Raw genomic sequence first — 20617 nt, 5'->3', positions numbered from 1 at the left:
CTTCGGGAGGTCAGTTGCCGGCCTGGCGCCGCACGACGAAGTCGGCGATCGTGCTGATGGACCGGAAGTTCAGCGGCGTGAAGTCGGTGTCGGAGATGGCCACGCCGAACTGCTGCTCGCACCGGGCGCGCAGCTCGATGAACCCGAGGGAGTCGAGCCCGAGGGTTTCCTGCAGGCTGTCCTCGGCGTGGATGCCGTCGGCCGGGACGTCGACGTACAGGTCGGCGACCAGAATCTCGCGCAGCGTGTTCTCCAGGCTGGTCTTCGGCGACATGGGCGCTTGCCTCACTCTCGGGTTCCGGCGGGCAGGAGCGTGCCCGCCTGGTGCGCGAGCCGGTCGGTGGCCGGGGTCGGGATACCGCGCCGGCGGCCGGCCGCGTGGATCGGACCGGCGATCGCGTCGAGTTCGCCCGCCGTGCCGCGCTCGGTGTCCCGCTGCAGCGACGTGCGGGTCCGGCCGGGCGCGCGGGTCAAGGCGCGCAGCACGCGGCCGCGGTCGAGGCGGGCGCCTTCGGCCCGGCCCACCGCGACGGCTTCCTCCGCGCAGGCGAGCATCAGCCGGGTCAGGTCGTCGTCGGCGCGGACCCGCTCGAGCGGACCGGCGGCGCACGTCGTGGCGAGGGCGAGCGGGGCGAGGAGCGCGAGCTTGCGCCACAGGACGTCGGCCGCGGTCCCGCCGTCGGTGCAGCCAATCCCGGCCGCGGCCAGCGCCGCCGAGACGACGCCGGGCGGGCCGGCCAGCTCGATCTCGGTGAACAGCGACTCCTGCCGGACCTCGCCGGGGCCGGTCCGGGCGGCTTCGATCCGGATCGCGCCCGCGACCACCCGGTCGCCGAACCGCGCCCGCAGCGCCGGCAGGTGCCCGAGCCCGTTGAGCAGCGGGACGACGACGCCGGGTTCGGCCGCGACGCTTGTGAGGGCCTCGGCGAGGTCGGGGTGCTTGACGCAGATCCACAGGACGTCGGCGGGCTCGGTCAACGTGGCCGCGGCCGGGACCGCGGCGGTGAAACTTTCGCGGATCCCGTGGTGCACGGTCACGGTGCCGGGATACCGGGGGAGCGCGGCGGCCCGCAGCAGGAGGGTGACGGTTTCGCCGCCGCGGGCCAGTGCGGCGGCGAGGGCGAGCCCGACCCCGCCGCCGCCGAGCACCGCGTGCCGGCTCATGCGGACCGGCGGACCGAGCGGGGCGCGATGTCGCGCCAGGTACCGGCGATGTGGTCGAGGCAGGCTTCCTCGGTGCCGGCGAACCCGGCGGCGCGCCAGCCGGCCGGCAGGGCGAGCCCGGCCGGCCAGACCGAGTGCTGCTCTTCGTCGTTCACCACGGCGACATGCGTCGCACCGTCGTCTTCCGGCACTTCCGCCCCCACTCCGCACGCCACCGTTGCCGAATTCGACGTTAGCGACTCCGGGCACCCGACCTTCTCCATTCCTGCGCATTCACGGAAGGCGGGCGGCGTGTCGGAAAACGTATTCTGGAATGCTGTGATCTGAACCACATCTGGTTTCTGTTGCCGTGCTCGACAGTGGACTGCCACCTTGTGAACCAAGGCATTCGCCGTCGAATTTCGCATGGGGGTTCCTTCGTGGCAGGGTCGGCAGGCGAGGACGGCGACCGCGAGGTGCGGACGCTGAATCCGTCCCAAACGAATCCGCGGCTTCGGTACGAATTCGACCGCGGCAGCGGCTACGAGGCCGAGATCAGGCTCACGACCGCGCTCTCGGCCCTCATTCCCGAGGACGAGCTGCTCCACTCCGACCACCGCTTCTTCCAGATCGTGCACCTGCTGACCGAGTACTGCTGGGTCGCCGTGCACCACAGCCTGTGCGACCTGACCGAGGCCCTCGGCCGGGGTGACGCGACCGCCGCCGGACGGCTGCTCGTGCGGTGCGCCGACACCGCGTCGCTCACCGTCGAATGCCTGCGCGTCATGGGCAACTCCCTCACCCAGGTCTCGTTCCTGCGCATGCGTGACGACCTCGCCGGGGCGGCCTCCGGGCTCGCCTCGCCCGGCTCGCGCAACGTCCGCCGCGCCGCGCACGCCGTGTGGGCCGCCTTCGAGGAAGCCACCGCCGGCGCCGGGATGACCCCGGCCGACCTGGTCGAGGCGACCCACCCGGACTCCCGTGCCGCCGGGCGCGTCGCGCAGCTCGCCGACGTCATGATCGGCATGCAGCGCTTCGACACCCAGGTCCTCGAATGGAAGCAGGTCCACCTCAACCTCGTCTGGCAGATGCTCGGGGGCCAGCCCCGCGCCGCCGACGAAGCGGACGAGGACACCGACCGCCCGCGGAGCATGCGCGGAAAGTCCATCTCGGACCTGGAGCGGCTCGCCGTGCGCCCGCTGTTCCCCAAGCTGTGGTTGCAGAACACCGCGGTCTACCGCGCGATGAGCGCGGGGATCCCCGACGAAGAGGCGGCATGACGCAGGAAACGAAACACCCCGCCACGACCGCGCCCGCCGGACCGCCGCTGACGGTCCTGCCGACGCCGCGGGCCACGCTGCGGGAGGTCCCGTTCGGCGAGATCCGCGCGATCCTCGCCGGCGAACCGGCCGGGGAGCGCTGGGCGTGGGCGCCGGGCTACCCCTTCGACGGCACCGTCGGCGGCGCGAAGCTGGTGCTGCGGATGGTCACCGCGGACGCCTACCGCCCGGGGTTCGGCCTCTACCAGGTCGTGGACCGCGAGTCCGGGCTCGCCGTCGGCGACGTCGGGTTCCACTCCGCGCCCGACGCCGCCGGTGCGGTCGAGATCGGCTACGGCCTGATCGAGCCGTTCCGCGGCCGCGGGCTGGCGACCGAGGCCGTCGAGGCGCTGCTGGCGTGGACGTTCGAGCAGCCCGGCGTCACGGCCGTGCGTGCCGAGACCGACGAGGGTCACCTGCCGTCGCGGCGGGTGCTGGAGAAGACCGGGTTCGCGTTCGTCGGCACGGACGGCGAAACCCGCGAGTACGCGAGACGGCGGGAGCCTGGCTCATGACCAAGGTGGCGGTGTTCGAATCGGCCGACGCGTCCGCACTGCCGGACCTGCTCGACGCGGCCGCGGACTGGTGCGAGCTGGTCGTGGTCAACGCGGGCCCGCAGCCGTGGACCGCGGACGAGCGGGAGGGCCTCGCCGACCTGGCCGAGGTCCTCGACGCGGCCGGGTCGGACCCCGCCACGATCGCCGCGCAGCTGGCCGCCCTCGACATCGAGGGCGTGCTGACCATGGAGGACGAGTGGATCCCGCTCGTCGCCGCGGTCGCGGCCCGCCTGGGCCTGCCCTACCACAGCGAGGCGACCGCGGAAGCGGTGACGCGCAAGGACGTCCAGCGCGCGATCCTCGCCGATACCGGTCTCGGCGTGCGCGCGGCGGCGTTCACCGACGAAGCCGGGCTGGTCGCCGCGATCGCCGCCGTCGGCTTCCCCGCCGTGCTCAAACCGGTGCTGGGCAACGGAAGCTTCAACATCTTCCCCGTCGACGACGAGACCGCCTTGCGCGCGGCACTGGCCGGCGCCGCCCGCAAGGCGGGCACGCAGCGGTGGCTGCTGGAGGAACGGCTGATCGGCGTCCCGCACCCGGCGGGGGACTGGCTCGGCGACGTCTTCTCGGTCGAGATGGCCACCCTGGGCGAAGGCGAGCACTGGCCGTTCTGGATCTCCGACCGGTTCCCGCTGCTCCCGCCGCTGCGCGACAGCGGCATGGGCGGCCCGTCGCTGCTGCCGTGGGACACCCAGCAGCTCGCCACCGAGCGGGCCGGGCGGATCCTGACCGCGCTGGGCGTCACCAGCGGGCTCGCGCACATGGAGTTCAAGCAGACCGCCACCGGGCCGCGGCTGATCGAGGTCAACGGCCGCCTCGGCGGGTTCCTGTCCTCGTTCGTGCCGCGCGTCAGTGACCTCAACCCGGTGCGGCTGGCCCTGGAAGTGGCCGTGGGCAAGGCCGAACGGCGCCCGCTGGTCACCACCGGCTACGCGGCCTGCATCTTCACCCAGTTCCCGCCGACCGCCCGCCGGCTCACCGCGCTCGCCGATCCCGCCGAGCTGCTGAAGGTGCCCGGGGTGTGGCGGGTCGACCCCCGCCGGGCGGTCGGCGACGCGCTCGACTACCGCACCGGCCTGCACGGGCGCCTGCAGAACGTGTGGATCGAGGGCGAGACCCCGGCCGCGTTCCGCGACGCCTGGGCGGCCGCGTCCGCGGTCGTCGCCGAGGGCAACCGGTTCGAGTGAGGGGACGACGATGACGAGCGGCGTACCCGTGCTGTGCTTCCCACCCGCGGGGGCGGGACCGAGCTTCTTCCAGTCGTGGGGCGAAGCGGCCTCGGCGCTGCGGTTCGTCGCGGTCGAGCTGCCCGGCAAGGAGCGGCGGTTCGCCGAGCCGCCCGCGACCACCATGACCGGCCTGCTCGACGCGATCGCCGACGACGTCCTGCGCGAGGCCGGCACCGCCGGACGGGTCGGCGTCTTCGGCCACTCGTTCGGCGCCCGGGTCGCCTACGAGGTCGCCCGGCTGGTGGCCCGGATGCGGCCGGAAGTGGAACTGACGCTCTTCGCCAGCGGCGCGGAACGTCCCGGCGTCGAGCGTCCGGCGCCGATCGCCGGGCTGCCCGACGACGAGTTCGTGGTCGCCGTCGCGGAACTGGCCGGCTACCGGCACCCCGCGATGGACGACCCGGACCTGCGTGAGCTGCTGCTCCCCGGGCTGCGCGCCGACATCGCGGTCGACGAGACCCACCGCCCGGAGCTCCCGGAGCCGGTCGCGTTCCCGATCGTCTCGGTCCGCGGCTCGGACGACGAACTCGTGTCCGCCGCGGCGGCCGCGCGCTGGGCCGAGGTGACGTCGGCCGGGTGCACGACCCCCGAGATCCCGGGCGGGCACATGTACCTGGTCGAGCAGTGGCGGCCGCTGGTGGCGCTCATGGCGCGCGAACTGGCCGTGAGCTGCTGAAACGGGTGGGAGGAGAAGCCGTGCCGAACGTTCTGCGCCCGGTGCCCGCCGGGCTCGGCGACGGGACCGTGCGCGCCCGCGCCGTCGCGCTGGGCACCGCTCTGCGGTTCGAGCCGGTGCCGTGCCCCGCCGCGGAAGGCGCGCGGTGGCGGGAGCGCGAACTGGCCCGCGGGACCGCCGGGCTCGTCGTGCTGTCGTATGCCGACGGCGTCCGTGAGCTGGTCGCGACCGGGCCGGACGCCGAGGAGCTGGCCCGCGCGGTGCTGGAAAGCCCGCGGACCGCGGAGCTGCCGGCGCACCTGGCCGGACCATCGGAACAGTCCACTGTGGACCTCGGCCCGGCCGCACCCGCCGACGTGCTCGCCGCGCTCAGCCTGGTGCTCAGCCGGTACACGCCCGGTGCCACGGTCGACGAGGACCAGCCGGTCGGGGTGTTCCGCAAGCAGGTCGCGACCGGCGCCGTACCCGAGGTCGTCACCGTGGGCGACGCGCTGACCGTGCGGGTCACCGGCGGCCGCGCCATCGCCGGGTTCACTGAGAACGGTGTCGCGGAGTGGGCCGCGATCCAGCTCGCACAGCAGCTCACCGCCGTGCTCGGCGAACTGCGCGACGGTGACCAGGACCGGCCGCTCGCCGACATCGCCTTCGACGCCGGCCCCGAGCCGCAGCCGGCGACCACCGGACAACCCCGCACCATCACCGAAGTCTTCGCCGAGCAGGCCGCCCGGCGCGGTGCGGCGCCGGCGGTGTCGGGCGACGACCGCTCCTTCACCTACGCCGAACTCGCCGCGCGAGCCGAACGCTTCGCCGCCGGCCTGCGGGCCCGCGGGATCCGGCCCGGCGACCGGGTCGGGATCGTCCACGAGCGCGGCGCCGGCCTCGTCGCGCTGCTGCTCGGCGTGCTGCGGGCCGGCGCGGTGTACGTCCCGCTCGACCCCGCCTACCCCGAGCGGCGGCGCACCTACATCGCCGAGGACGCCGGGCTCGCGCTGGTGGTCACCGACGAGCTCGCGGCCGAGCTGCCCGCCGACGGCGAGGTCCCGGCCGGGCTCGCCGGACCCGACGACCCCGCCTACGTCATCTACACCTCCGGCTCGACCGGACGGCCCAAGGGCGTCGTCGTCCCGCACCGCAACGTCGTGGACCTCGTCTCCGGCACCGCGGCCGACTTCGGGCTCGCCGACACCGACGTCTGGACGTGGTTCCACTCGGTGGCCTTCGACTTCTCCGTCTGGGAGATCTGGGGCCCCCTGCTCACCGGCGGCCGCGTCGTCGTCGTGCCGGAGTGGACCCGCCGCTCGCCGGACGACTTCGCCGCGCTGCTGCGCGACGAGCGCGTCACCGTCCTCAACCAGACGCCCTCGAGCTTCGCGCAGGTGATCGAGACGCAGCGACGGCGGTTCGACGACCTCCCGCTGCGGCTGGTGGTCTTCGGCGGCGAACCGCTGGACGCCTTCGCGCTGCTGCCGTGGTTCGACCGCTACCCGGAGACGCGCTGCCGGCTGGTGAACATGTTCGGCATCACCGAAACGACGGTGCACGTCACCGCCCAGACCGTCACGCGAGCCGACGCCCTCGCCGGGTCGCGGTCGGTCGGCCGGGCGATCCCCGGCTGGGAGGTCCGCGTGGTCGACGCGCGCGGCCGCCGGCTGCCCCCGGGCGTGCCCGGGGAGATCGCGGTCGGCGGCGCCGGGCTCGCCCACGGCTACCTCGGCCGCCCGGAGCTCACCGCGGACCGGTTCGTCCCCGACCCGGGCACCGGACGGCGGCGTTACCTCAGCGGCGACCTCGGCCGGCTGCTGCCCGACGGGCGCCTGGAGCACCTGGGCCGGCTCGACAGCCAGGTCAAACTGCGCGGCTACCGGATCGAGCTCGACGAGATCCGCAAGGTCCTGCTGGCCGAACCGGACGTCGTCGCGGCGGCGGTCGTGCTGGCCGCCCCGGGCACCGCCGAAGCCCGCTTGGACGCCTACGTCGTCGCAGCCGGCGCCGACCTGGCCGGCCTGCGGACCCGGGCGGCCGCCCTGCTGCCCGACTACATGGTCCCCTCGACGTTCACCGCCGTGCCCGCGCTTCCCTTGACTGTCAACGGAAAGCTCGACGAGTCCGCCCTGCCCGAACCGGTCCTCGGCGGCACCGCGGCAGCCGAGCCCGACGAGGACGCCGACGTCGTGCTGACCGCGTGGCGCTCGGTGCTGGGCGCCACGATCGGACCGGACGACCACTTCTTCGACAGCGGCGGGAACTCGCTGCTGGCCGCCAAGACCCTCGCCGCCCTGCGCCGCGCCGGCCTGACGGTCGGGATCCGCGACCTCTACGGCCACCCCACCCCGCGCCTGCTCGCCGCCCACCTCGCCGGAGAACCCGCACAGCAGAAGGAAGCGCAGCCGTGACCACACCGCACCCGCAGCCCGACCTCACCGCCCTCGTCCGCCGGAACTGGGCCCGCGTGCTGGGCCACGACCGGTTCACCGACGACGACTTCTACTTCTCCATCGGCGGCAACTCCCTCGGCGCGACGCGGATCATGGCGGCACTCGGCCGGGAGGTCGGCACCCGGCTGCCGGTCCGGATGCTGTTCGACCACCAGACGGTCGCCGCACTGGCCGGGGCGGTCGCCGCCCGGCTCGAGGCGAACGCGGCATGAAGGGCCTGAGCCGGATCGCCGCGCTGCCCCGGGCGGCGCGGCTGCTGATCTTCACCAACGGCGTCAGCGCGCTCGGCGCCGGGATGGTGATGCCGTTCCTCTGGATCTACCTCACCGAGGTCCGGCACCTGCCCACCTGGGTACCCGCGGCGACCCTGGCCGTGCAGGCGTTCTCGGCGGTGTTCGGCGGCCTGGCCTACGGCGCGCTGCTGGACCGGCTGCCCTACAACGTCGTCGTGCCGCTGGCCAACGTCAACGCCGGCGTCGGCACGCTGCTGTTCGCCTTCGCCGGGCAGGCCTGGATCGCCGTCGCCGCCGCGATCGTGTTCGGGTTCGGCATCAGCGGGGTCGGCACGGCCGTGCGCGCGGCCTACGGTGCGACCACCAGCCCGGACCAGCGCGAAACCGCGTACTCGGCGGACTACGGCGTGCTGAACGTCGCGATGGGGATCGGCGTGATCCTCGGCGGGGTGTTCGCCGCGCTGGCCTTCCTCAGCCCGGTCGGCCGGTACTTCCTGATGTACTCGATCGACGCGGCGACGTTCTTCGTGATGGCCGTGGCGACCGTGCGGGCCCTGCCGAACCGCGTGCACCACGCCGCGAGCACCGGCGCCGTCCGCGGCAGCTACCGGGCCGTGCTGCGCTCACCGAGCCTGCTCGCCCTGCTGGCCGTCCTGCTGCTGTCCGCGCTGGTGTCCTTCGGCCAGTTCCGCGCCGGGCTGCCCGGCTACCTGACCCAGACCGGCGCCATCACCGCGAGCGGGCTGTCGTTCGCCTTCGCCGTCAACATCATCCTCTGCGCCGTGGTGCAGTTCGTGGTGATGCCGCACCTGGAGCGGTTCTCGCGGACACTGCTGGTCGCGGCCAGCGGCGTGATGTTCGCGGCCTGCTGGGTGTTCGTGCTGCTGGCCGGCGGCCACACCGGGATGACGGCGCTGGTGCTCGCCACGGTCGCGGTGATCCTGCTGTCGATCGGGGAGTCCCTGGTCGTCCCGCTGCTCACGACGCTGCTGAACAACGCCGTGGGCGAAGAGCTGCGCGGCCGGGCGAACGCGCTGTTCTCGATCACGCTGTCGACGAGTGCCGTCATCGGGCCGGCACTGGCCGGGGCCCTGCTGCCGTTCGGGTCCGGTGCCGCGTTCGTCGGCGTGATGATCGTCCTGAGCGTCGTCGCGACCCTGCTGGTGCTGGGCCTGCGCCGGTCGTTGCCCGTCGCGGGGGCGGAGCCGGAGATCATCGACGAAGTGGAGGCCGCGGCATGAGCGAAGGATCCGACGCGATCGCGATCATCGGCATGGGCTGCCGGTACGCCGGGGCCGCGAGCGCCGCGCAGTTCTGGGACAACCTGCGGGCCGGGCGCGACCGCTTCACCCGCGGCGGGCCGGTGCCGCCGGGTGACGGGCCGCGCGACATCCCGGCGTGGGGCTTCATCCCCGACCGCAACCTCTACGACGCCGGGCTGGTCGGCTACACGAGCGAGACGGCCGAGCGCGACCCGCAGCACGGCATGCTCTACGAGGCGTTCTGGGCCGCGGCCGAGGACGCCGGCGTGCGGCTCTCGGACATCGGCCCGTCGACCGCGGTCTACGCCGGGGTGGCCCGCACCAAGCACGTCGAGCGCGGCACGTTCGAGTCCACTGTGGACAGGGACGCCACGTTCGCCGGCCCGCACTTCTCGTACTTCCACGACCTGCGGGCCGAAAGCATCATGATCGACTCCTCGTGCGCGACCGGGCTGGTCGTGGTGCACCTGGCCTGCCAGAGCCTGCGGCTGGGCGCGTGCGACTACGCGCTCGCGGGCGGGGTCGCGGTGATGGACACCGACGGCAGCTACGAGTACACGCCCAACGGCATCTACTCCAGCGAAGGCGTGTGCCGCCCGTTCGACCGCGCGTCCACCGGCACGGTCCCCGGCGACGGCGTCGGCGCGGTGCTGCTGCGCCGGCTCGACGACGCCCTCGCCGACGGCGACCCGATCCACGCGGTGATCCGCTCGAGCGCCGTCGACAACGACGGCAGGCAGAAGGCCGGGTTCACCATCCCCGGCGTCGAAGGCAAGATCCGGGTCGTCGCCAAGGCACTGGCCGGCGCCGGGCTGACCGGCGCGGACCTCGGGTACGTCGAAGCGCACGGCGTCGGCATCCCGATGAACGACGAGATCGAAGCCACAGCGCTGACCGAGGCCCTCGGCTCCGCCGGCCAGCCCCTCGCCGTCGGCTCGGTGAAGGCGAGCATCGGGCACACCGACACCGCGGCCGGGCTCGCCGCGCTGATCAAGACGGCGTTCACCGTCGAGCACGGCTTCCTGCCCGCCACCCCGAACACCGCCGACCCGATCGAGGAGCTGACCGCCGGCGGCGACCGGTTCTCCATCGTCCCCGAGGGGCGCGCGTGGACGCCCGACGGGCCGCGCCGCGCCGGGGTGATGTCGGCGGGGATCGGGGGCACCAACGCGTTCGCGATCGTCGAGCAGGTCCCGTGCTCTCCGTGACCGGAACCGCCTGGCACACCTCGCTGGGCGCCGGCCGCGAGGAAGTCTGGCAGGCCCTGCTCGCCGGGCGGACCGGGCTGCGCGTGGTGCCCGGGACGAACAAGTTCCGCAGCTTCGTCGCGGGCCCGCTGCCGGACGGGCCCACCGAAGGAAGCGCCCGGGAACGACACGTCGAGTTGGCGACCGTCACGGCCGAAGCGGCGCTGAGCGACGCCGGGCTGCGGGCCGGGGACACCGATCCGGTGCTGGTGCTCGGCACCAGCCTGGGCCCGCACATCGACGACGCGGACCCCGGTTCGCTGCACGACTGGGCCGCCGAAGTGGGCAAACGGCTCGGGCTGACCCGGCCGCCGGTGTCGCTGTCGACGGCGTGCTCGTCGGGTGCCGACGCGATCGCCGTGGCGGCGGACCTGCTGGAAGCCGGGTACGCGGACATCGCCGTCGCCGGGGGCGTGGACCTGCTGACCGAAGGCAAGCGGCTCGGGCATTCGCTGCTGGGCACGCTGTCCCCGACGACGCACCGCGCGTTCGACGCCGACCGGTCCGGGATGCTGCCCGGCGACGGCGCGGGCTACGTCGTCCTCGAACGGACCGACTCGGCCCGGCGCCGCGGCGCCCGGGTGCACGGGTACCTGCGGGGCTGGGGTTCCACCAACGACGCGGACGGCATGACCGCGCCGAAACCCGACGGTGAGGCCGCCGCGCGGGCCGTCCGGCGGTGCGTCGACGTCGCCGGGCTGGACTTGGCTGACGTCGCGGTGGTGAACGCCCACGGCACCGCGACCGTCCTGAACGACCAGGCCGAAGCCACCTGCCTGTCGGGACTGTTCGGCCAGGTGCCGCGGCCGCCGGTGGTGTTCGCGACCAAGGGCGCGCTGGGGCACTCGCTCGGCGCGACCGGCGTCATCGAGGCCATCACGCTGCAGCTGGCCCTGCGCGACCGGACGGTGCCGCCGGTGCTGGGCCTGGTCCGGCCGATGCCGGAGCTGCGCCTGCCCGTCGCCCGGGACGCGCCGCGCCGGTTCACCGGCGGGTTCGGCATCAGCCTGACCCTCGGTTTCGGGGGGTTCAACACCTGCCTGCTGGTCGAACGGGGGGACGATGCCTGAGCCGGTCACCGCGACCCGTGCCCCGGACGCGCCGCGGCCGCCCGGCGCTCCGGTCCGCTACGCCGACGCGTCCGCCTGGCTGGTGTGCGACCTCGTGGGTGCGGTCCTGCGCGACTGGCCGGGCCCCCACGAGCAGGTCGGCGTCCTCGGGGTCAGCGAATACGCCACCGGCGACACCCTGCGCCGGGTCGCCGACGACGTCGCCAAGAAGGCGATCTCGCCGCTGCGGTTCGTCGCGGCCAGCCCCGGGACGCTCGTCGGGCTGAGCTGCCTGCGCTACGGCCTGCACGGGCCGAGCCTGCTGCTGACGATGCCCCCGGCCGACGGGCTGCCCGTCGCGCGGGTGCTCGCCGCCCGCTGGCTGACCGGCGCGGCACCGGCGGTGCTGCTGGTGACCCACCAGGTCGAGCGCTCGGGCACCCACCGCGGAACCTGCGAACTCCTGGAGGCGGCGTGAACGGCACCGCGGTGACCGAGCGGGAGGTCGAGGACCTGCTCGCCCGGACGACCTGGCCCGGCGCCACCGAAGGCTGCCCGGGCGTCGGCGAGCTCGCCGCCCGGTTCGCCGCGGCCGGCCTGGCCCCCGGCTCGGTCGTGCTGGTCGCGCTGCCCAACGGCACCCGGCTGATCCGCGTCTTCTTCGCCCTCGTCCTCGCCGGGCTGGTGCCGACGCTGCTCGCCGCGTCGACCCCGGCGACGCGGCTGCGCGCCACCGCCCGGCGGCTCGGCGCCGCGGCCCTCGTCCGCCCGGCCGGGATCGGCACCGGCGAGACCGACCAGGTGACCGTCACCCGCCTGGCCGAGGGCCCGCACCGGACCCACCGGCCCGGGCAGGCCGTCCTGCTCACCTCCGGCACGTCCGGGATGGCCACCGGCTGCCTGCACGACGTCACCGCGCTGCGGCGCAACGCCGCCCGGCACGCCCGCGCCATCGGCCTGACCGCCGCCGACCGGATGCTGATCACGCTACCGATGCACTACTCCTACGCGCTGGTCGCGCAGGTGCTGGCCGGGCTCGTCACCGGCGCGTCCCTGGTCGTCACCGGCCCGCCGTTCACCCCGGCCGGCTACCGCGACGTCGTCGCCGCCCACGACGTCACCGCGTCCGCGCTGACCCCGCTGCTCGTCGCCGACCTGCTGGCCGACGGCGGCCGGCTGCCGCCCGGCCTGCGGGCCCTCGGCGTCGGCGGCCACGCGCTCGCCCCGGCCCGCACCGCCGCGCTGCTGGCCGCGAACCCGGACCTCGAGCTGTACCTGACCTACGGGCTGACCGAAGCCGGGCCGCGGGTGTCGACGCTGGCCGCGCACCGCGAGCCGCCGGGCCGGTTCGCCTCGGCCGGCACCCCGCTCGACGGCGTCGCGCTGAGCGTGCGCGACGCCGGTCGTGGCCCGGCCGAGCAGGAGGTGCTCGTCACCGCCGACACCGTGTACCGGGCCAAGGTCGGGGTCGAAGGCGGCGTGTCCCGGGGGAAGCTCGTCGGGCCGGACACGATCGCCACCGGCGACGTCGGCCGCCTCGACGACGACGGCTACCTGTGGCTCACCGGGCGCCTGTCCGACTTCGCGATCGTGCGCGGCGACAAGGTGTCCCTCTCGTCGGTGCGCAAGGCGGCCGAGTCGCTCGACGGTGTCCTGCGCGCGGTCGTCACCCCGCCCGGCGACGAGAACGCCGGTGCCCTCGGCCTCGCGATCTACGTCGACGAGTCCCGGTCCCTGTCCGAAAAGGACGTCCGGCGGACGCTGTACCCGCTGCTGACGGCCAACGAACGCCCCGGCGAGCTGACCGTGCACCCGGTCGCGGCCGGCAGCCTGCACAAGTAGGGGAGAAGGCCATGGAGTTGCTCTGCGTACCCGGGGCCGGCGGCTCGGCCCGTGCCTACCGCCCGTGGGCCGCGGCACTGGCCCCGGAGATCACCGTCCGCGCGCTCGACCTGCCGGGACGCGGCAAGGCGGCGCGCGAAACCCCGGCGCCGACGCTCACCGGGACGGCCGCGAAGCTCGTCGAACGGATCCCGCGTGAGGGCCGCTACGCGCTGGCCGGGCACAGCATGGGCGGCCTGCTCGCCTACGAGATGGCACGCCGGATCTGCGCGACGGACGCGCTGCCGCGCCCGGAGTTCGTCGTCCTCGCCGGGGTCCGGCCCCCGCACCTGATCTCGGCCGCCGAGTTCAACCGGCTCGTCACCGCTAGCGACGACGACTTCCTCGGCGGGCTCGTCGCTCTCGGTTTCCTCGACCCGGTCGCCCTGCAGTCGCCGATGCGGGGCCTGTTCGTGCCGACCCTGCGGGCGGACCTGGCGCTCGTGGCGGGCTACGAACCGGGGCCCGTCGAGCCGCTGCCGGTCGACCTGTTCGCCTGGTACGGCCGCGCCGACCCCACCGCGCCCGGGACCGCCGTCGAGGAGTGGGCCCGCTACACCGGCGCCCGGTTCGAGGCGGCCGCCTTCCCCGGCGGCCACGACTTCCCGTTCGAGCGGCCGCCCGCGGTGGCCGAGCGCCTGCGGGCGCACCTGAGCGTCCACTGAGGACGTTCCCGACCACAAGGAGGCACCATGTCGGCCACGATCGACCACATCCCGGGCCGGTTCGCGGACTGGACCCCGCCGCGGGACCTACCGTTCCACTGGCACATCTACGACGTCGGCAGCGCCCTGCCCACCGGCTGGGCCGAAGAGCTGCTGGACGTGGCGGCCCGGCAGGCGGACCGGCGGAGCTTCCGCCCGACCATGACCACCGCCCGCGAGACGCCCGACGCGATCATCCCGCTGGAGTCGGTCGACGGCGAGGTGCTCGTCGAGCAGGCGCCGTGGGTGAACGAGCTCTACACCGGCTGGTTCCGGCAGCTGGGCGAGCGGCTGATCGACGAGCCGCTGGAGCTGACCAGCACCGCCAACCGCGCGCTGAGCCTGAACGTGCAGCGCGGCATCACCATGCGCTACCCGTGCCACGTCGACAGCAACCCGATGGAGGGCCTGCTGTACCTGACCGACTGCACCGAGGAGACCGGCGGCGGCCTGGTCGTCTCCCGCAACCGCCACGCCCGCGACGTGTCCGAAGTGGACGAAGACGCGGCGGTCATCCTCCCGCGCCGCGGCCAGCTGTTCTTCTTCGACGCCCGTTTCCACCCGCACTACGTCCAGCCACTGCGCACCGACGACGCCCTGCGCGCGGTCGTCACGATGAACTACTACACGCGGTCGATCCCCGAGGCCGTGCGCCCGGCGGGCCTGGACGACCAGCTGTTCGGCACGCGATGACGCTGCTGGTGCTCTCCGGCGCCGACGTCCGCGCGGCGTTCCCGCCGAAGGAAAGCCTCGCGCCGATGCGCGAGGCCCTGATGGCGCTCGCGCGCGGCGAGGCGCACCAGCCGCTGCGTCCGGTCGTCGCCCCGGAGGGTGCCGCGGGCCTGCTGGCGATGATGCCGGCCTACACCGCGGCAGCGGGCTACGGCGTGAAGATCGTCTGCCTGTTCGAGGGCAACACCGCGCTCGGCCTCGACGCCCACCAGGGTGCGATGCTGCTGTTCAGCGGCGAGACCGGGGAGGCGCTGGCGCTGCTGAACGCGTCGGTGCTGACCGAGCTGCGCACCCCGGCGGTGACCGCGGTGGCGACCGAGGCACTCGCCCGCCCGGACGCAGCGGACCTGACGGTGTTCGGCATCGGCGTCCAGGGTGCGGCCCACATCCGCACCCTCGCGGCGGTCCGTCCGTTGAACCGGGTGCGGGTCGTGGCCCGCGACGCCGTACGAGCTCGGCAGGTCTGCGCGTCGCTGTCGGCCTCGTTGGCAGTGCCGGTGGACGTGGCCGCGTCTCCGGAGGAGGCCGTCCGCGCGGCCGACATCGTGGTGACGGCGACCAACGCGGTGGCGCCGTTGCTGCGGCGGGAATGGCTGCGCCCGGGCACGCACGTCAACGCGGTCGGCTCGTGCGTCCCGCACACCCGCGAGGTGGACACGGCGACGATGGCCGGCGCGCGGGTGTTCGTGGACTCGGTCGAGTCGGCGACGCACGAAGCGGGCGACTACCTGTTCGCCGCGCGCGAAGGCGCGATCGGACCGGAGGACCTGACACCGCTGGGCGACGTCCTGCTCGGCCGGGCCCCCGGCCGCCGGTCCGAGGACGAGATCACGGTGTTCGAGTCGGTGGGCGTGGCGGTCCAGGACCTGGCGGCGGCACGCTTCATCCACGCGAGGGCGGCGGAAACCGGCGGCGGGACCCGGGTCGAGTACTGACTCCGTTAGGTTCGTCCCATGGAGACTTTCGCCCCGCGGACCGCCCCGGCGGTACTCGAAGACCTCCGCACCCGGCTGCGCGCGACCCGCTGGCCGGACGCGCCCGAGGACGCCGGCTGGTCGGCCGGCGCCGACGTCGACTACCTGCGTGAGCTCGTCGCGTACTGGGCGGACGGCTTCGACTGGCCCGCCCGCGAAGCCGAGCTCAACGCGATCCCGCGGTTCACGACGTCGGTCGGCGGCCACGACATCCACTACGCGCACGTCCGAGCGGCGGGCGGCCCGGCGCTCCCGCTGGTGCTCACGCACGGCTGGCCGGACTCGTTCTGGCGCTACACCAAGGTGATCCCGCTGCTGACCGATCCCGGCGCGCACGGCGCCGACCCGGCCGACGCCTTCGACGTGATCGTCCCCGACATCCCCGGCTTCGGGTACTCCTCGCGCCCGGCGACGCCGCTGGACTCGATCGCCGTCGCCGGGCTGTGGGCCGAGCTGATGACGAAGCTCGGCCACCCGCGCTTCGGCGCGGCGGGCGGTGACCTCGGCAGCCACGTCAGCCGCTACCTGGCGCTCGACCACCCCGACCGGGTGGTGGCGGTCCACCGCACCGACGCGGGCCTCCCGATCTTCACCGGCGACCCGGCGGACCTGACCCCGGAGGAGCGCGCCTGGATGGCGGAGGTGACAACGTGGGGCGCGGCCGAAGGCGCGTACGCGGCGATGCACCGCACGAAGCCCCAGACGGCGGCGGCCGCGCTGAACGACTCACCGGCGGGCCTGGCGGCGTGGATCGTCGAGAAGCTGCAGTCCTGGAGCGATGGTTTCCGCTTCACGCAGGACGAGATCCTGACGAACATCACGCTCTACTGGCTGACCGAGACGATCGGCTCGTCGATGCGGATGTACCGCGCGAACGCGGCGATCCCACCGGCCCAGCTGGCCCGCCGGGTGGAGGTGCCGTCCGGGTTCGCCCTCTTCCAGGGCGACATCGTCCGTCCGCCGAAGGCCTGGCTCGAGCGGTCGGCGAACACGGTCCGCGCGACCGAGCCGGAGCGCGGTGGGCACTTCGCGGCGTTCGAGGAACCGGAGATCTACGCGCGGGAGCTGCGGGAGTTCTTCCGCCCCTACCGTTCGTAGGGCCATCGACGGGAGGAGCCGACCCGGCGCGCGACGGCGCTGTCATCGAGGTCCTCACCGACATCATCCGGACCACGGGTGTGGTCGTCGCGGCGGTGGCCGGGCTGGCGATCGCCGGGGGAGCCGGCGGCATCGGGGCCTCCGGTGGTGCGGCGGGCGGGGCCGCGTCGGAGGCGCTGGCCGGGAACAGCGCCGGCGATGTCGTCGACTCGCTGCCGGGCCGCTCGCTCAAGACCCGCAACGCCGAGGCGCGCGAGTCGGCGAAGCGCGGGAAGTCCAAGGAAGCGTGGAGCCGGCTGAAGTTCAAGGAGCTCAAGCGCGAGGTCCGGCGGCTGGAGCGCGAAGGCGACTGCGTCGCGGCCGCCTCGGGCCGGGTCCGGGAGTTCCTGGTCAAGACCCCCTGCACAGGACTGGACCGGATGCTGCTGGCCGTCGGGGACGGGCACGGCAACGCGGCGGTCGTCTCGGTGGTCCGGGTCGGGTTCCGCTCCAAGAAGCAGGCCGCGGACTTCGAGAAGGTCGAGGCCGTGCAGGACAGCGGTGACGTCCGGCCGCTGGAGATCGCGGCCGTCCTGGGGATCGCCGGGGTGCGGATGACCGGGCTGCACTACCGGTCCCGGCCCGACGGCTACGGCATGGTCGTCGCCGAGGCCGACACCGCGACCGGCCACGTCGACGGCGCGACCTTGGCCGCGCTCGCCGATGTCGCCGCCTACCTGCCGGTGAAATGATCATCAGAACTGCACCGATTCCGATTCTCGGCACCTGCTAGATCAAATTCCGGAAACCGGTGAAAACCAACTTTAGTCGGATTCTTCGGGGCCACCTTGGTTGCGCCCGAATGGTCGTCGATGTGGGCGCGGCGGGCTGCCTACACTCCGCTGGTTGTGTTCAGATCCTTCGGCTACTGGGAGGTTCCGCCATGCGGACTGTTGATTCTGCTGCCGTTTTGGAAGGGTGGCTGTCGGGTTCGGAATCGGCGCACGGCCTGGCGAACCCCGCCGGTCCCCTGTACGTCGGCGGGAACGCCGCCGAGGCCGCGCTGGTCGACCCGACCGACATGCTGTACGCCTTCTGTTCCAGCCCGAGTGGCTCGCACGGCAGCTGGTGCTGCTGACGCGGTCATTGCTCGAAACGTGCCCGCTTCTCCCGGTTTCCGGGAGGGCGGGCGCGCCCGGGTCGGAACAGGCGGAGGCGGACGGTGCTCGATTCAGTGGAAAGCGAAACCCTCGCGTTCGGCGGCCCCGTCCGCTGTCTCGCGCGGCCGTGGCGGGCCGAACTCGCCGAGGAACTCGACGCGATTCCCGGCTTGACACCGGACGAGCGCGAAGTGGTGCTGGCGGCCGGGAGTGACGCGCTGGTCTATTCGCTGCACGCGAAGGTGTCGCGCGTGTTCCTCATCGAACTGCACGCGCGTCGGCTGGCCGGCGGGGACGAGTCCGCGATCTGGGCGCAGTACGTCGAAGACGCGATGCGGGACGGCTACCTGACGAGCATCGAGGGGCGTTATCCGGTCCTTCCACGGCGGATCGGGCAGGTGGCGCGGTTGTCCGTGGCCGCCGTCGCCGGGTTCGCCGCCCGGCTGGCCGCGGACCGCCCGCTGTTCGCCGACGCGCTGCGCGGGCCACTGCGGGCGGTCACGTTCGGACGCGGCGACACGCACCGGGGCGGCCTGACGGTCAGCCGGGTCGACGTCGGCGGCGGGACCATCATGTACAAGCCGCGGAACTCGGCGATCGACGTCGCGCTCGCGGCCTTGATCGACGACGCCTACGAGGACTTTCCCGCCGCTCCGCCGCTCGTCGAGCGGATCCGGGTGCCCTCGGTGCTGCTGCGCGACGGCTACGGGTGGGCGGAGTTCGTCGAGCCCCGTTACTGCGCGGACGAGCGCGAGCTGGGCGTCTTCTACCGCAACCTCGGGCACTGGCTGGCGATCCTGCGGCTGTGCGGCGGCACCGACATGCACGCGGAGAACATGATCGCCGCGGGTCCGGTGCCGGTCATCGTGGACGCCGAGACGCTGTTCGACGCGCCCGCGGAGTTCCCGGCCAGCGGTCAGGGCGACGCCGTGGACGTCGCGACCGCCGCGATCCGCCGGACGGTCCTGCGCACCGGGCTGCTCCCGGTGCGCGGCACGGGGTACGCGCTCGGCGGCGTCGACATCTCCGGAATCGGCGCGCTGCCCGGGCAACAGCCCCGCATCCCGGCGCCGGTCATCGCCGCCGCGGGCACGGCCGCCGCGCGCCTGGAGGTCGACCTGGTCGAGATGCCCACCGCCGGGAACCACCCGAGCCCGACCGCGGTGCTGCACGCCCACTGGGACCGCGTGCTCGAGGGCTTCCGCGAGATGACCGCGCACCTGCACCGCCTCGACACCCGCCCCGGCGGGGACGCGCACCACCTGCTGCGCCACTTCGAGGGCGTCGAGGCCCGCCGGATCCTGCGGCCGACGCAGGCCTACGTCGACATCGGCCGGATGCTGTGGCACCCGGCGTCGCTGCACGACGAGGCGGCCGCGATCGAGCGCGGGCGGGACATCCTGCTCCGCAACGCGAAGGTCCTGCACGGTGCGCCGCAGGACCTCGCGACGATCGACGCGGAGATCGCCGACCTGCAGGCCGGCGACGTCCCGTTGTTCAGCTTCGAGGTCGACCGCGCGGCGATCGAGACGTCGGTGGCGGACTGGCGCGGCGCGGACCTGCCGTTCGAGGAGGCGATCATCCAGGACGCGCTCGTCGGGGCCTACCTCAACGAGCGGACGCTGCCCTCGCGCCGTCAGTACCCGGCCCGTGACCCGCACTGCCGGGACCGCGAGCGCCGGCGCCGGGCACTGGCCGCGGGGCTGGTCCGGCAGCTGTGCGACGGCGCGGTGCGCGGCGCGGACGGCACGTTCACCTGGGTCAGCCCGGTGTTCACCCCGGCGGGCTGGTCGATCCGGGTCCTGCCCGCCGACCTCTACACCGGCCAGGGCGGCGTGGTGCTCACCCTCGCCGAGTACCTGGCCGAGGTCCGCGCCGGGCGCGCCGACGAGGTCAGGGGCGTGCAGGAGTGCTTCGACGGCGCGCTGCGGGTGCTGAAGAGCGTCGAGGAGCTGACCGAGACGCCGTCGGCCGGGGCGTTCAGCGGGGCGGCGTCCCAGGTGTGGACGTGGCTGGCGCTGCACCGCGTGCTGGGCTGGGACTGGCTGCTCGACCGGGCCGCCGAGCGCGCCGGGCAGTTCTCCGACGGGCGCATGATCGCCGAGGACCGCGAGGTGGACCTGCTCAACGGCGTCGCGGGCGCGGGAGTCCCGCTGCTGGATCTGGCCGCGACCGGGCGGCCGGAGTGGCTGCCGGTGGCCGCGGCGGTGGGGAACCGGCTGGTGGAGCTGGCCGTGCACGAAGACCACGGAGCCCGTTGGCCCACCCGGCTCAACCCCGAGGGCATCGGCGGCTTCGCCCACGGCGCGACAGGGATCGGCTGGACCCTGACGCGGCTCGCCCTCAGCGACGCCGGCACCCCGGCGGAACGGGACACGTGGCGGGAGCTGGCCGAGCGGGCGTTCGAGTACCAGGAATGGCTCTACCGGCCGGAAGCGGGCAACTGGTTCGACGCCCGGATCGGCAGCGAGGACGACTTCTTCACCAGCTGGTGCCACGGCAGCGCCGGCATCGGCCTGGCGATGCTCGACCTCCACCACCGCACAGGCGACCCCCGCCGGCTCGAGATGGCGGTCCGAGCCGCCCACGCAAGTGCGGCGGAGGGCTTCGGCTGGAGCCACACCCTGTGCCACGGCGACATCGGACTGTGGGAGATGCTGGACGCGATCCGGCTGGCCGACCCGTCGTGGAACGGCCCGGACCGCGACGAGATCGACGCGGAGCTGCTGACGAGCCTCGAGCAACGCGGCCCGGTCGGCGGCCTGGCCCGGGAGGCGTTTTCCCCGAGCCTGATGTCAGGCCTGGCCGGCGTGGTACACGGGTTGCTGAGGATGCACCCGGAGCAGGACCTGCCTTCGCCGCTCCTGCTGGATTGACGTCGCCCTGGGTTCCTTGCCGGCCCACGATCGACAACTCGCCCACCACCCGTCGGCACCTTG

At 73.9% G+C, this 20617-nt stretch carries 21 protein-coding genes; 18 read left to right on the top strand and 3 right to left on the bottom strand.

All coding sequences use genetic code 11. From position 1 onward, the window contains the following. Window positions 1-10: 10 nt before the first annotated feature. The 3 genes from ACZ7OU_RS32300 to ACZ7OU_RS32290 are packed head-to-tail and all read right to left on the bottom strand — an operon-like array spanning window position 11 to window position 1571. Window positions 11-274: an acyl carrier protein gene (locus tag ACZ7OU_RS32300; protein WP_470244223.1), complete on the bottom strand. Its 264-nt coding sequence runs from the start codon at window positions 272-274 to the stop codon at window positions 11-13. Between the two features lie 11 nt (window positions 275-285). Beyond that, window positions 286-1164 (bottom strand): ketopantoate reductase family protein, encoded by an 879-nt coding sequence (locus tag ACZ7OU_RS32295; protein ID WP_470258117.1) that lies wholly within the window; start codon window positions 1162-1164, stop codon window positions 286-288. Further along, on the bottom strand, window positions 1161-1571 hold the full coding sequence (locus tag ACZ7OU_RS32290; protein WP_470258116.1) for an MbtH family protein: 411 nt from the start codon (window positions 1569-1571) through the stop codon (window positions 1161-1163). Before ACZ7OU_RS32290 ends, ACZ7OU_RS32295 begins: the two co-directional genes overlap by 4 nt. A gap of 12 nt (window positions 1572-1583) precedes the next feature. On the opposite strand from ACZ7OU_RS32290, the gene ACZ7OU_RS32285 reads away from it, so the two are divergent. From ACZ7OU_RS32285 to ACZ7OU_RS32200, 18 genes are all read left to right on the top strand, one after another. Beyond that, entirely contained in the window at window positions 1584-2423 is an 840-nt protein-coding gene (locus ACZ7OU_RS32285; protein ID WP_470258115.1) for a hypothetical protein, read from the top strand. Further along, window positions 2420-2977, top strand: a complete 558-nt coding sequence (locus ACZ7OU_RS32280) for a GNAT family N-acetyltransferase (RefSeq protein ID WP_470258114.1) — start codon at window positions 2420-2422, stop codon at window positions 2975-2977. The genes ACZ7OU_RS32285 and ACZ7OU_RS32280 overlap by 4 nt, the downstream gene beginning before the upstream one ends. After that, complete coding sequence (locus ACZ7OU_RS32275) at window positions 2974-4206, top strand: ATP-grasp domain-containing protein (protein WP_470258113.1); 1233 nt, start codon at window positions 2974-2976, stop codon at window positions 4204-4206. The genes ACZ7OU_RS32280 and ACZ7OU_RS32275 overlap by 4 nt, the downstream gene beginning before the upstream one ends. 10 nt (window positions 4207-4216) lie before the next feature. Next, entirely contained in the window at window positions 4217-4924 is a 708-nt protein-coding gene (locus tag ACZ7OU_RS32270) for a thioesterase II family protein (RefSeq protein ID WP_470258112.1), read from the top strand. 20 nt (window positions 4925-4944) lie between these two features. After that, a complete protein-coding gene (locus ACZ7OU_RS32265) occupies window positions 4945-7317 on the top strand; it encodes a non-ribosomal peptide synthetase (protein ID WP_470258111.1) in 2373 nt (790 codons plus the stop codon). Beyond that, window positions 7314-7571 (top strand): acyl carrier protein, encoded by a 258-nt coding sequence (locus tag ACZ7OU_RS32260; protein WP_470244215.1) that lies wholly within the window; start codon window positions 7314-7316, stop codon window positions 7569-7571. The genes ACZ7OU_RS32265 and ACZ7OU_RS32260 overlap by 4 nt, the downstream gene beginning before the upstream one ends. Continuing rightward, window positions 7568-8833: an MFS transporter gene (locus tag ACZ7OU_RS32255; protein WP_470258110.1), complete on the top strand. Its 1266-nt coding sequence runs from the start codon at window positions 7568-7570 to the stop codon at window positions 8831-8833. The genes ACZ7OU_RS32260 and ACZ7OU_RS32255 overlap by 4 nt, the downstream gene beginning before the upstream one ends. Continuing rightward, complete coding sequence (locus tag ACZ7OU_RS32250; protein WP_470244213.1) at window positions 8830-10062, top strand: beta-ketoacyl [acyl carrier protein] synthase domain-containing protein; 1233 nt, start codon at window positions 8830-8832, stop codon at window positions 10060-10062. Before ACZ7OU_RS32255 ends, ACZ7OU_RS32250 begins: the two co-directional genes overlap by 4 nt. Then, window positions 10059-11171, top strand: coding sequence for a beta-ketoacyl-[acyl-carrier-protein] synthase family protein (locus ACZ7OU_RS32245; protein ID WP_470258109.1), 1113 nt, complete (start codon window positions 10059-10061; stop codon window positions 11169-11171). Before ACZ7OU_RS32250 ends, ACZ7OU_RS32245 begins: the two co-directional genes overlap by 4 nt. Continuing rightward, complete coding sequence (locus tag ACZ7OU_RS32240) at window positions 11164-11628, top strand: hypothetical protein (RefSeq protein ID WP_470258108.1); 465 nt, start codon at window positions 11164-11166, stop codon at window positions 11626-11628. Before ACZ7OU_RS32245 ends, ACZ7OU_RS32240 begins: the two co-directional genes overlap by 8 nt. Continuing rightward, window positions 11625-12992 (top strand): class I adenylate-forming enzyme family protein, encoded by a 1368-nt coding sequence (locus ACZ7OU_RS32235; protein ID WP_470258107.1) that lies wholly within the window; start codon window positions 11625-11627, stop codon window positions 12990-12992. Before ACZ7OU_RS32240 ends, ACZ7OU_RS32235 begins: the two co-directional genes overlap by 4 nt. Before the next feature lie 11 nt (window positions 12993-13003). Continuing rightward, window positions 13004-13696, top strand: a complete 693-nt coding sequence (locus tag ACZ7OU_RS32230; protein ID WP_470258106.1) for a thioesterase II family protein — start codon at window positions 13004-13006, stop codon at window positions 13694-13696. Between the two features lie 27 nt (window positions 13697-13723). After that, entirely contained in the window at window positions 13724-14428 is a 705-nt protein-coding gene (locus tag ACZ7OU_RS32225) for a 2OG-Fe(II) oxygenase family protein (RefSeq protein ID WP_470258105.1), read from the top strand. Next, entirely contained in the window at window positions 14425-15402 is a 978-nt protein-coding gene (locus ACZ7OU_RS32220; RefSeq protein WP_470258104.1) for an ornithine cyclodeaminase family protein, read from the top strand. The genes ACZ7OU_RS32225 and ACZ7OU_RS32220 overlap by 4 nt, the downstream gene beginning before the upstream one ends. An 18-nt stretch (window positions 15403-15420) precedes the next feature. Next, a complete protein-coding gene (locus ACZ7OU_RS32215) occupies window positions 15421-16539 on the top strand; it encodes an epoxide hydrolase family protein (protein WP_470258103.1) in 1119 nt (372 codons plus the stop codon). An 80-nt stretch (window positions 16540-16619) separates the two neighbouring features. Beyond that, window positions 16620-17270, top strand: coding sequence for a hypothetical protein (locus ACZ7OU_RS32210; RefSeq protein WP_470258102.1), 651 nt, complete (start codon window positions 16620-16622; stop codon window positions 17268-17270). A gap of 191 nt (window positions 17271-17461) precedes the next feature. Then, entirely contained in the window at window positions 17462-17656 is a 195-nt protein-coding gene (locus ACZ7OU_RS32205) for a DUF6229 family protein (protein ID WP_470244204.1), read from the top strand. Window positions 17657-17740: 84 nt separating this feature from the next. Then, window positions 17741-20554, top strand: coding sequence for a type 2 lanthipeptide synthetase LanM family protein (locus ACZ7OU_RS32200; RefSeq protein ID WP_470258101.1), 2814 nt, complete (start codon window positions 17741-17743; stop codon window positions 20552-20554). The last annotated feature ends 63 nt before the right edge of the window (window positions 20555-20617 follow it).

The organism is Amycolatopsis sp. NPDC114505, from assembly GCF_055633615.1.
The sequence above is the reverse complement of the archived record's forward strand: the minus strand, read 5'-3'. Positions and strand labels throughout refer to the sequence as shown.

Bases quoted from the DNA above. Each gene is read 5' to 3' on its own strand.
- ACZ7OU_RS32300 (WP_470244223.1), bottom strand. From the start codon at position 274: ATGTCGCCGAAGACCAGCCTGGAGAACACGCTGCGCGAGATTCTGGTC.
- ACZ7OU_RS32295 (WP_470258117.1), bottom strand. From the start codon at position 1,164: ATGAGCCGGCACGCGGTGCTCGGCGGCGGCGGGGTCGGGCTCGCCCTC.
- ACZ7OU_RS32290 (WP_470258116.1), bottom strand. From the start codon at position 1,571: ATGCGAAATTCGACGGCGAATGCCTTGGTTCACAAGGTGGCAGTCCAC.
- ACZ7OU_RS32280 (WP_470258114.1), top strand. From the start codon at position 2,420: ATGACGCAGGAAACGAAACACCCCGCCACGACCGCGCCCGCCGGACCG.
- ACZ7OU_RS32275 (WP_470258113.1), top strand. From the start codon at position 2,974: ATGACCAAGGTGGCGGTGTTCGAATCGGCCGACGCGTCCGCACTGCCG.
- ACZ7OU_RS32270 (WP_470258112.1), top strand. From the start codon at position 4,217: ATGACGAGCGGCGTACCCGTGCTGTGCTTCCCACCCGCGGGGGCGGGA.
- ACZ7OU_RS32255 (WP_470258110.1), top strand. From the start codon at position 7,568: ATGAAGGGCCTGAGCCGGATCGCCGCGCTGCCCCGGGCGGCGCGGCTG.
- ACZ7OU_RS32250 (WP_470244213.1), top strand. From the start codon at position 8,830: ATGAGCGAAGGATCCGACGCGATCGCGATCATCGGCATGGGCTGCCGG.
- ACZ7OU_RS32240 (WP_470258108.1), top strand. From the start codon at position 11,164: ATGCCTGAGCCGGTCACCGCGACCCGTGCCCCGGACGCGCCGCGGCCG.
- ACZ7OU_RS32230 (WP_470258106.1), top strand. From the start codon at position 13,004: ATGGAGTTGCTCTGCGTACCCGGGGCCGGCGGCTCGGCCCGTGCCTAC.
- ACZ7OU_RS32225 (WP_470258105.1), top strand. From the start codon at position 13,724: ATGTCGGCCACGATCGACCACATCCCGGGCCGGTTCGCGGACTGGACC.
- ACZ7OU_RS32220 (WP_470258104.1), top strand. From the start codon at position 14,425: ATGACGCTGCTGGTGCTCTCCGGCGCCGACGTCCGCGCGGCGTTCCCG.
- ACZ7OU_RS32215 (WP_470258103.1), top strand. From the start codon at position 15,421: ATGGAGACTTTCGCCCCGCGGACCGCCCCGGCGGTACTCGAAGACCTC.
- ACZ7OU_RS32205 (WP_470244204.1), top strand. From the start codon at position 17,462: ATGCGGACTGTTGATTCTGCTGCCGTTTTGGAAGGGTGGCTGTCGGGT.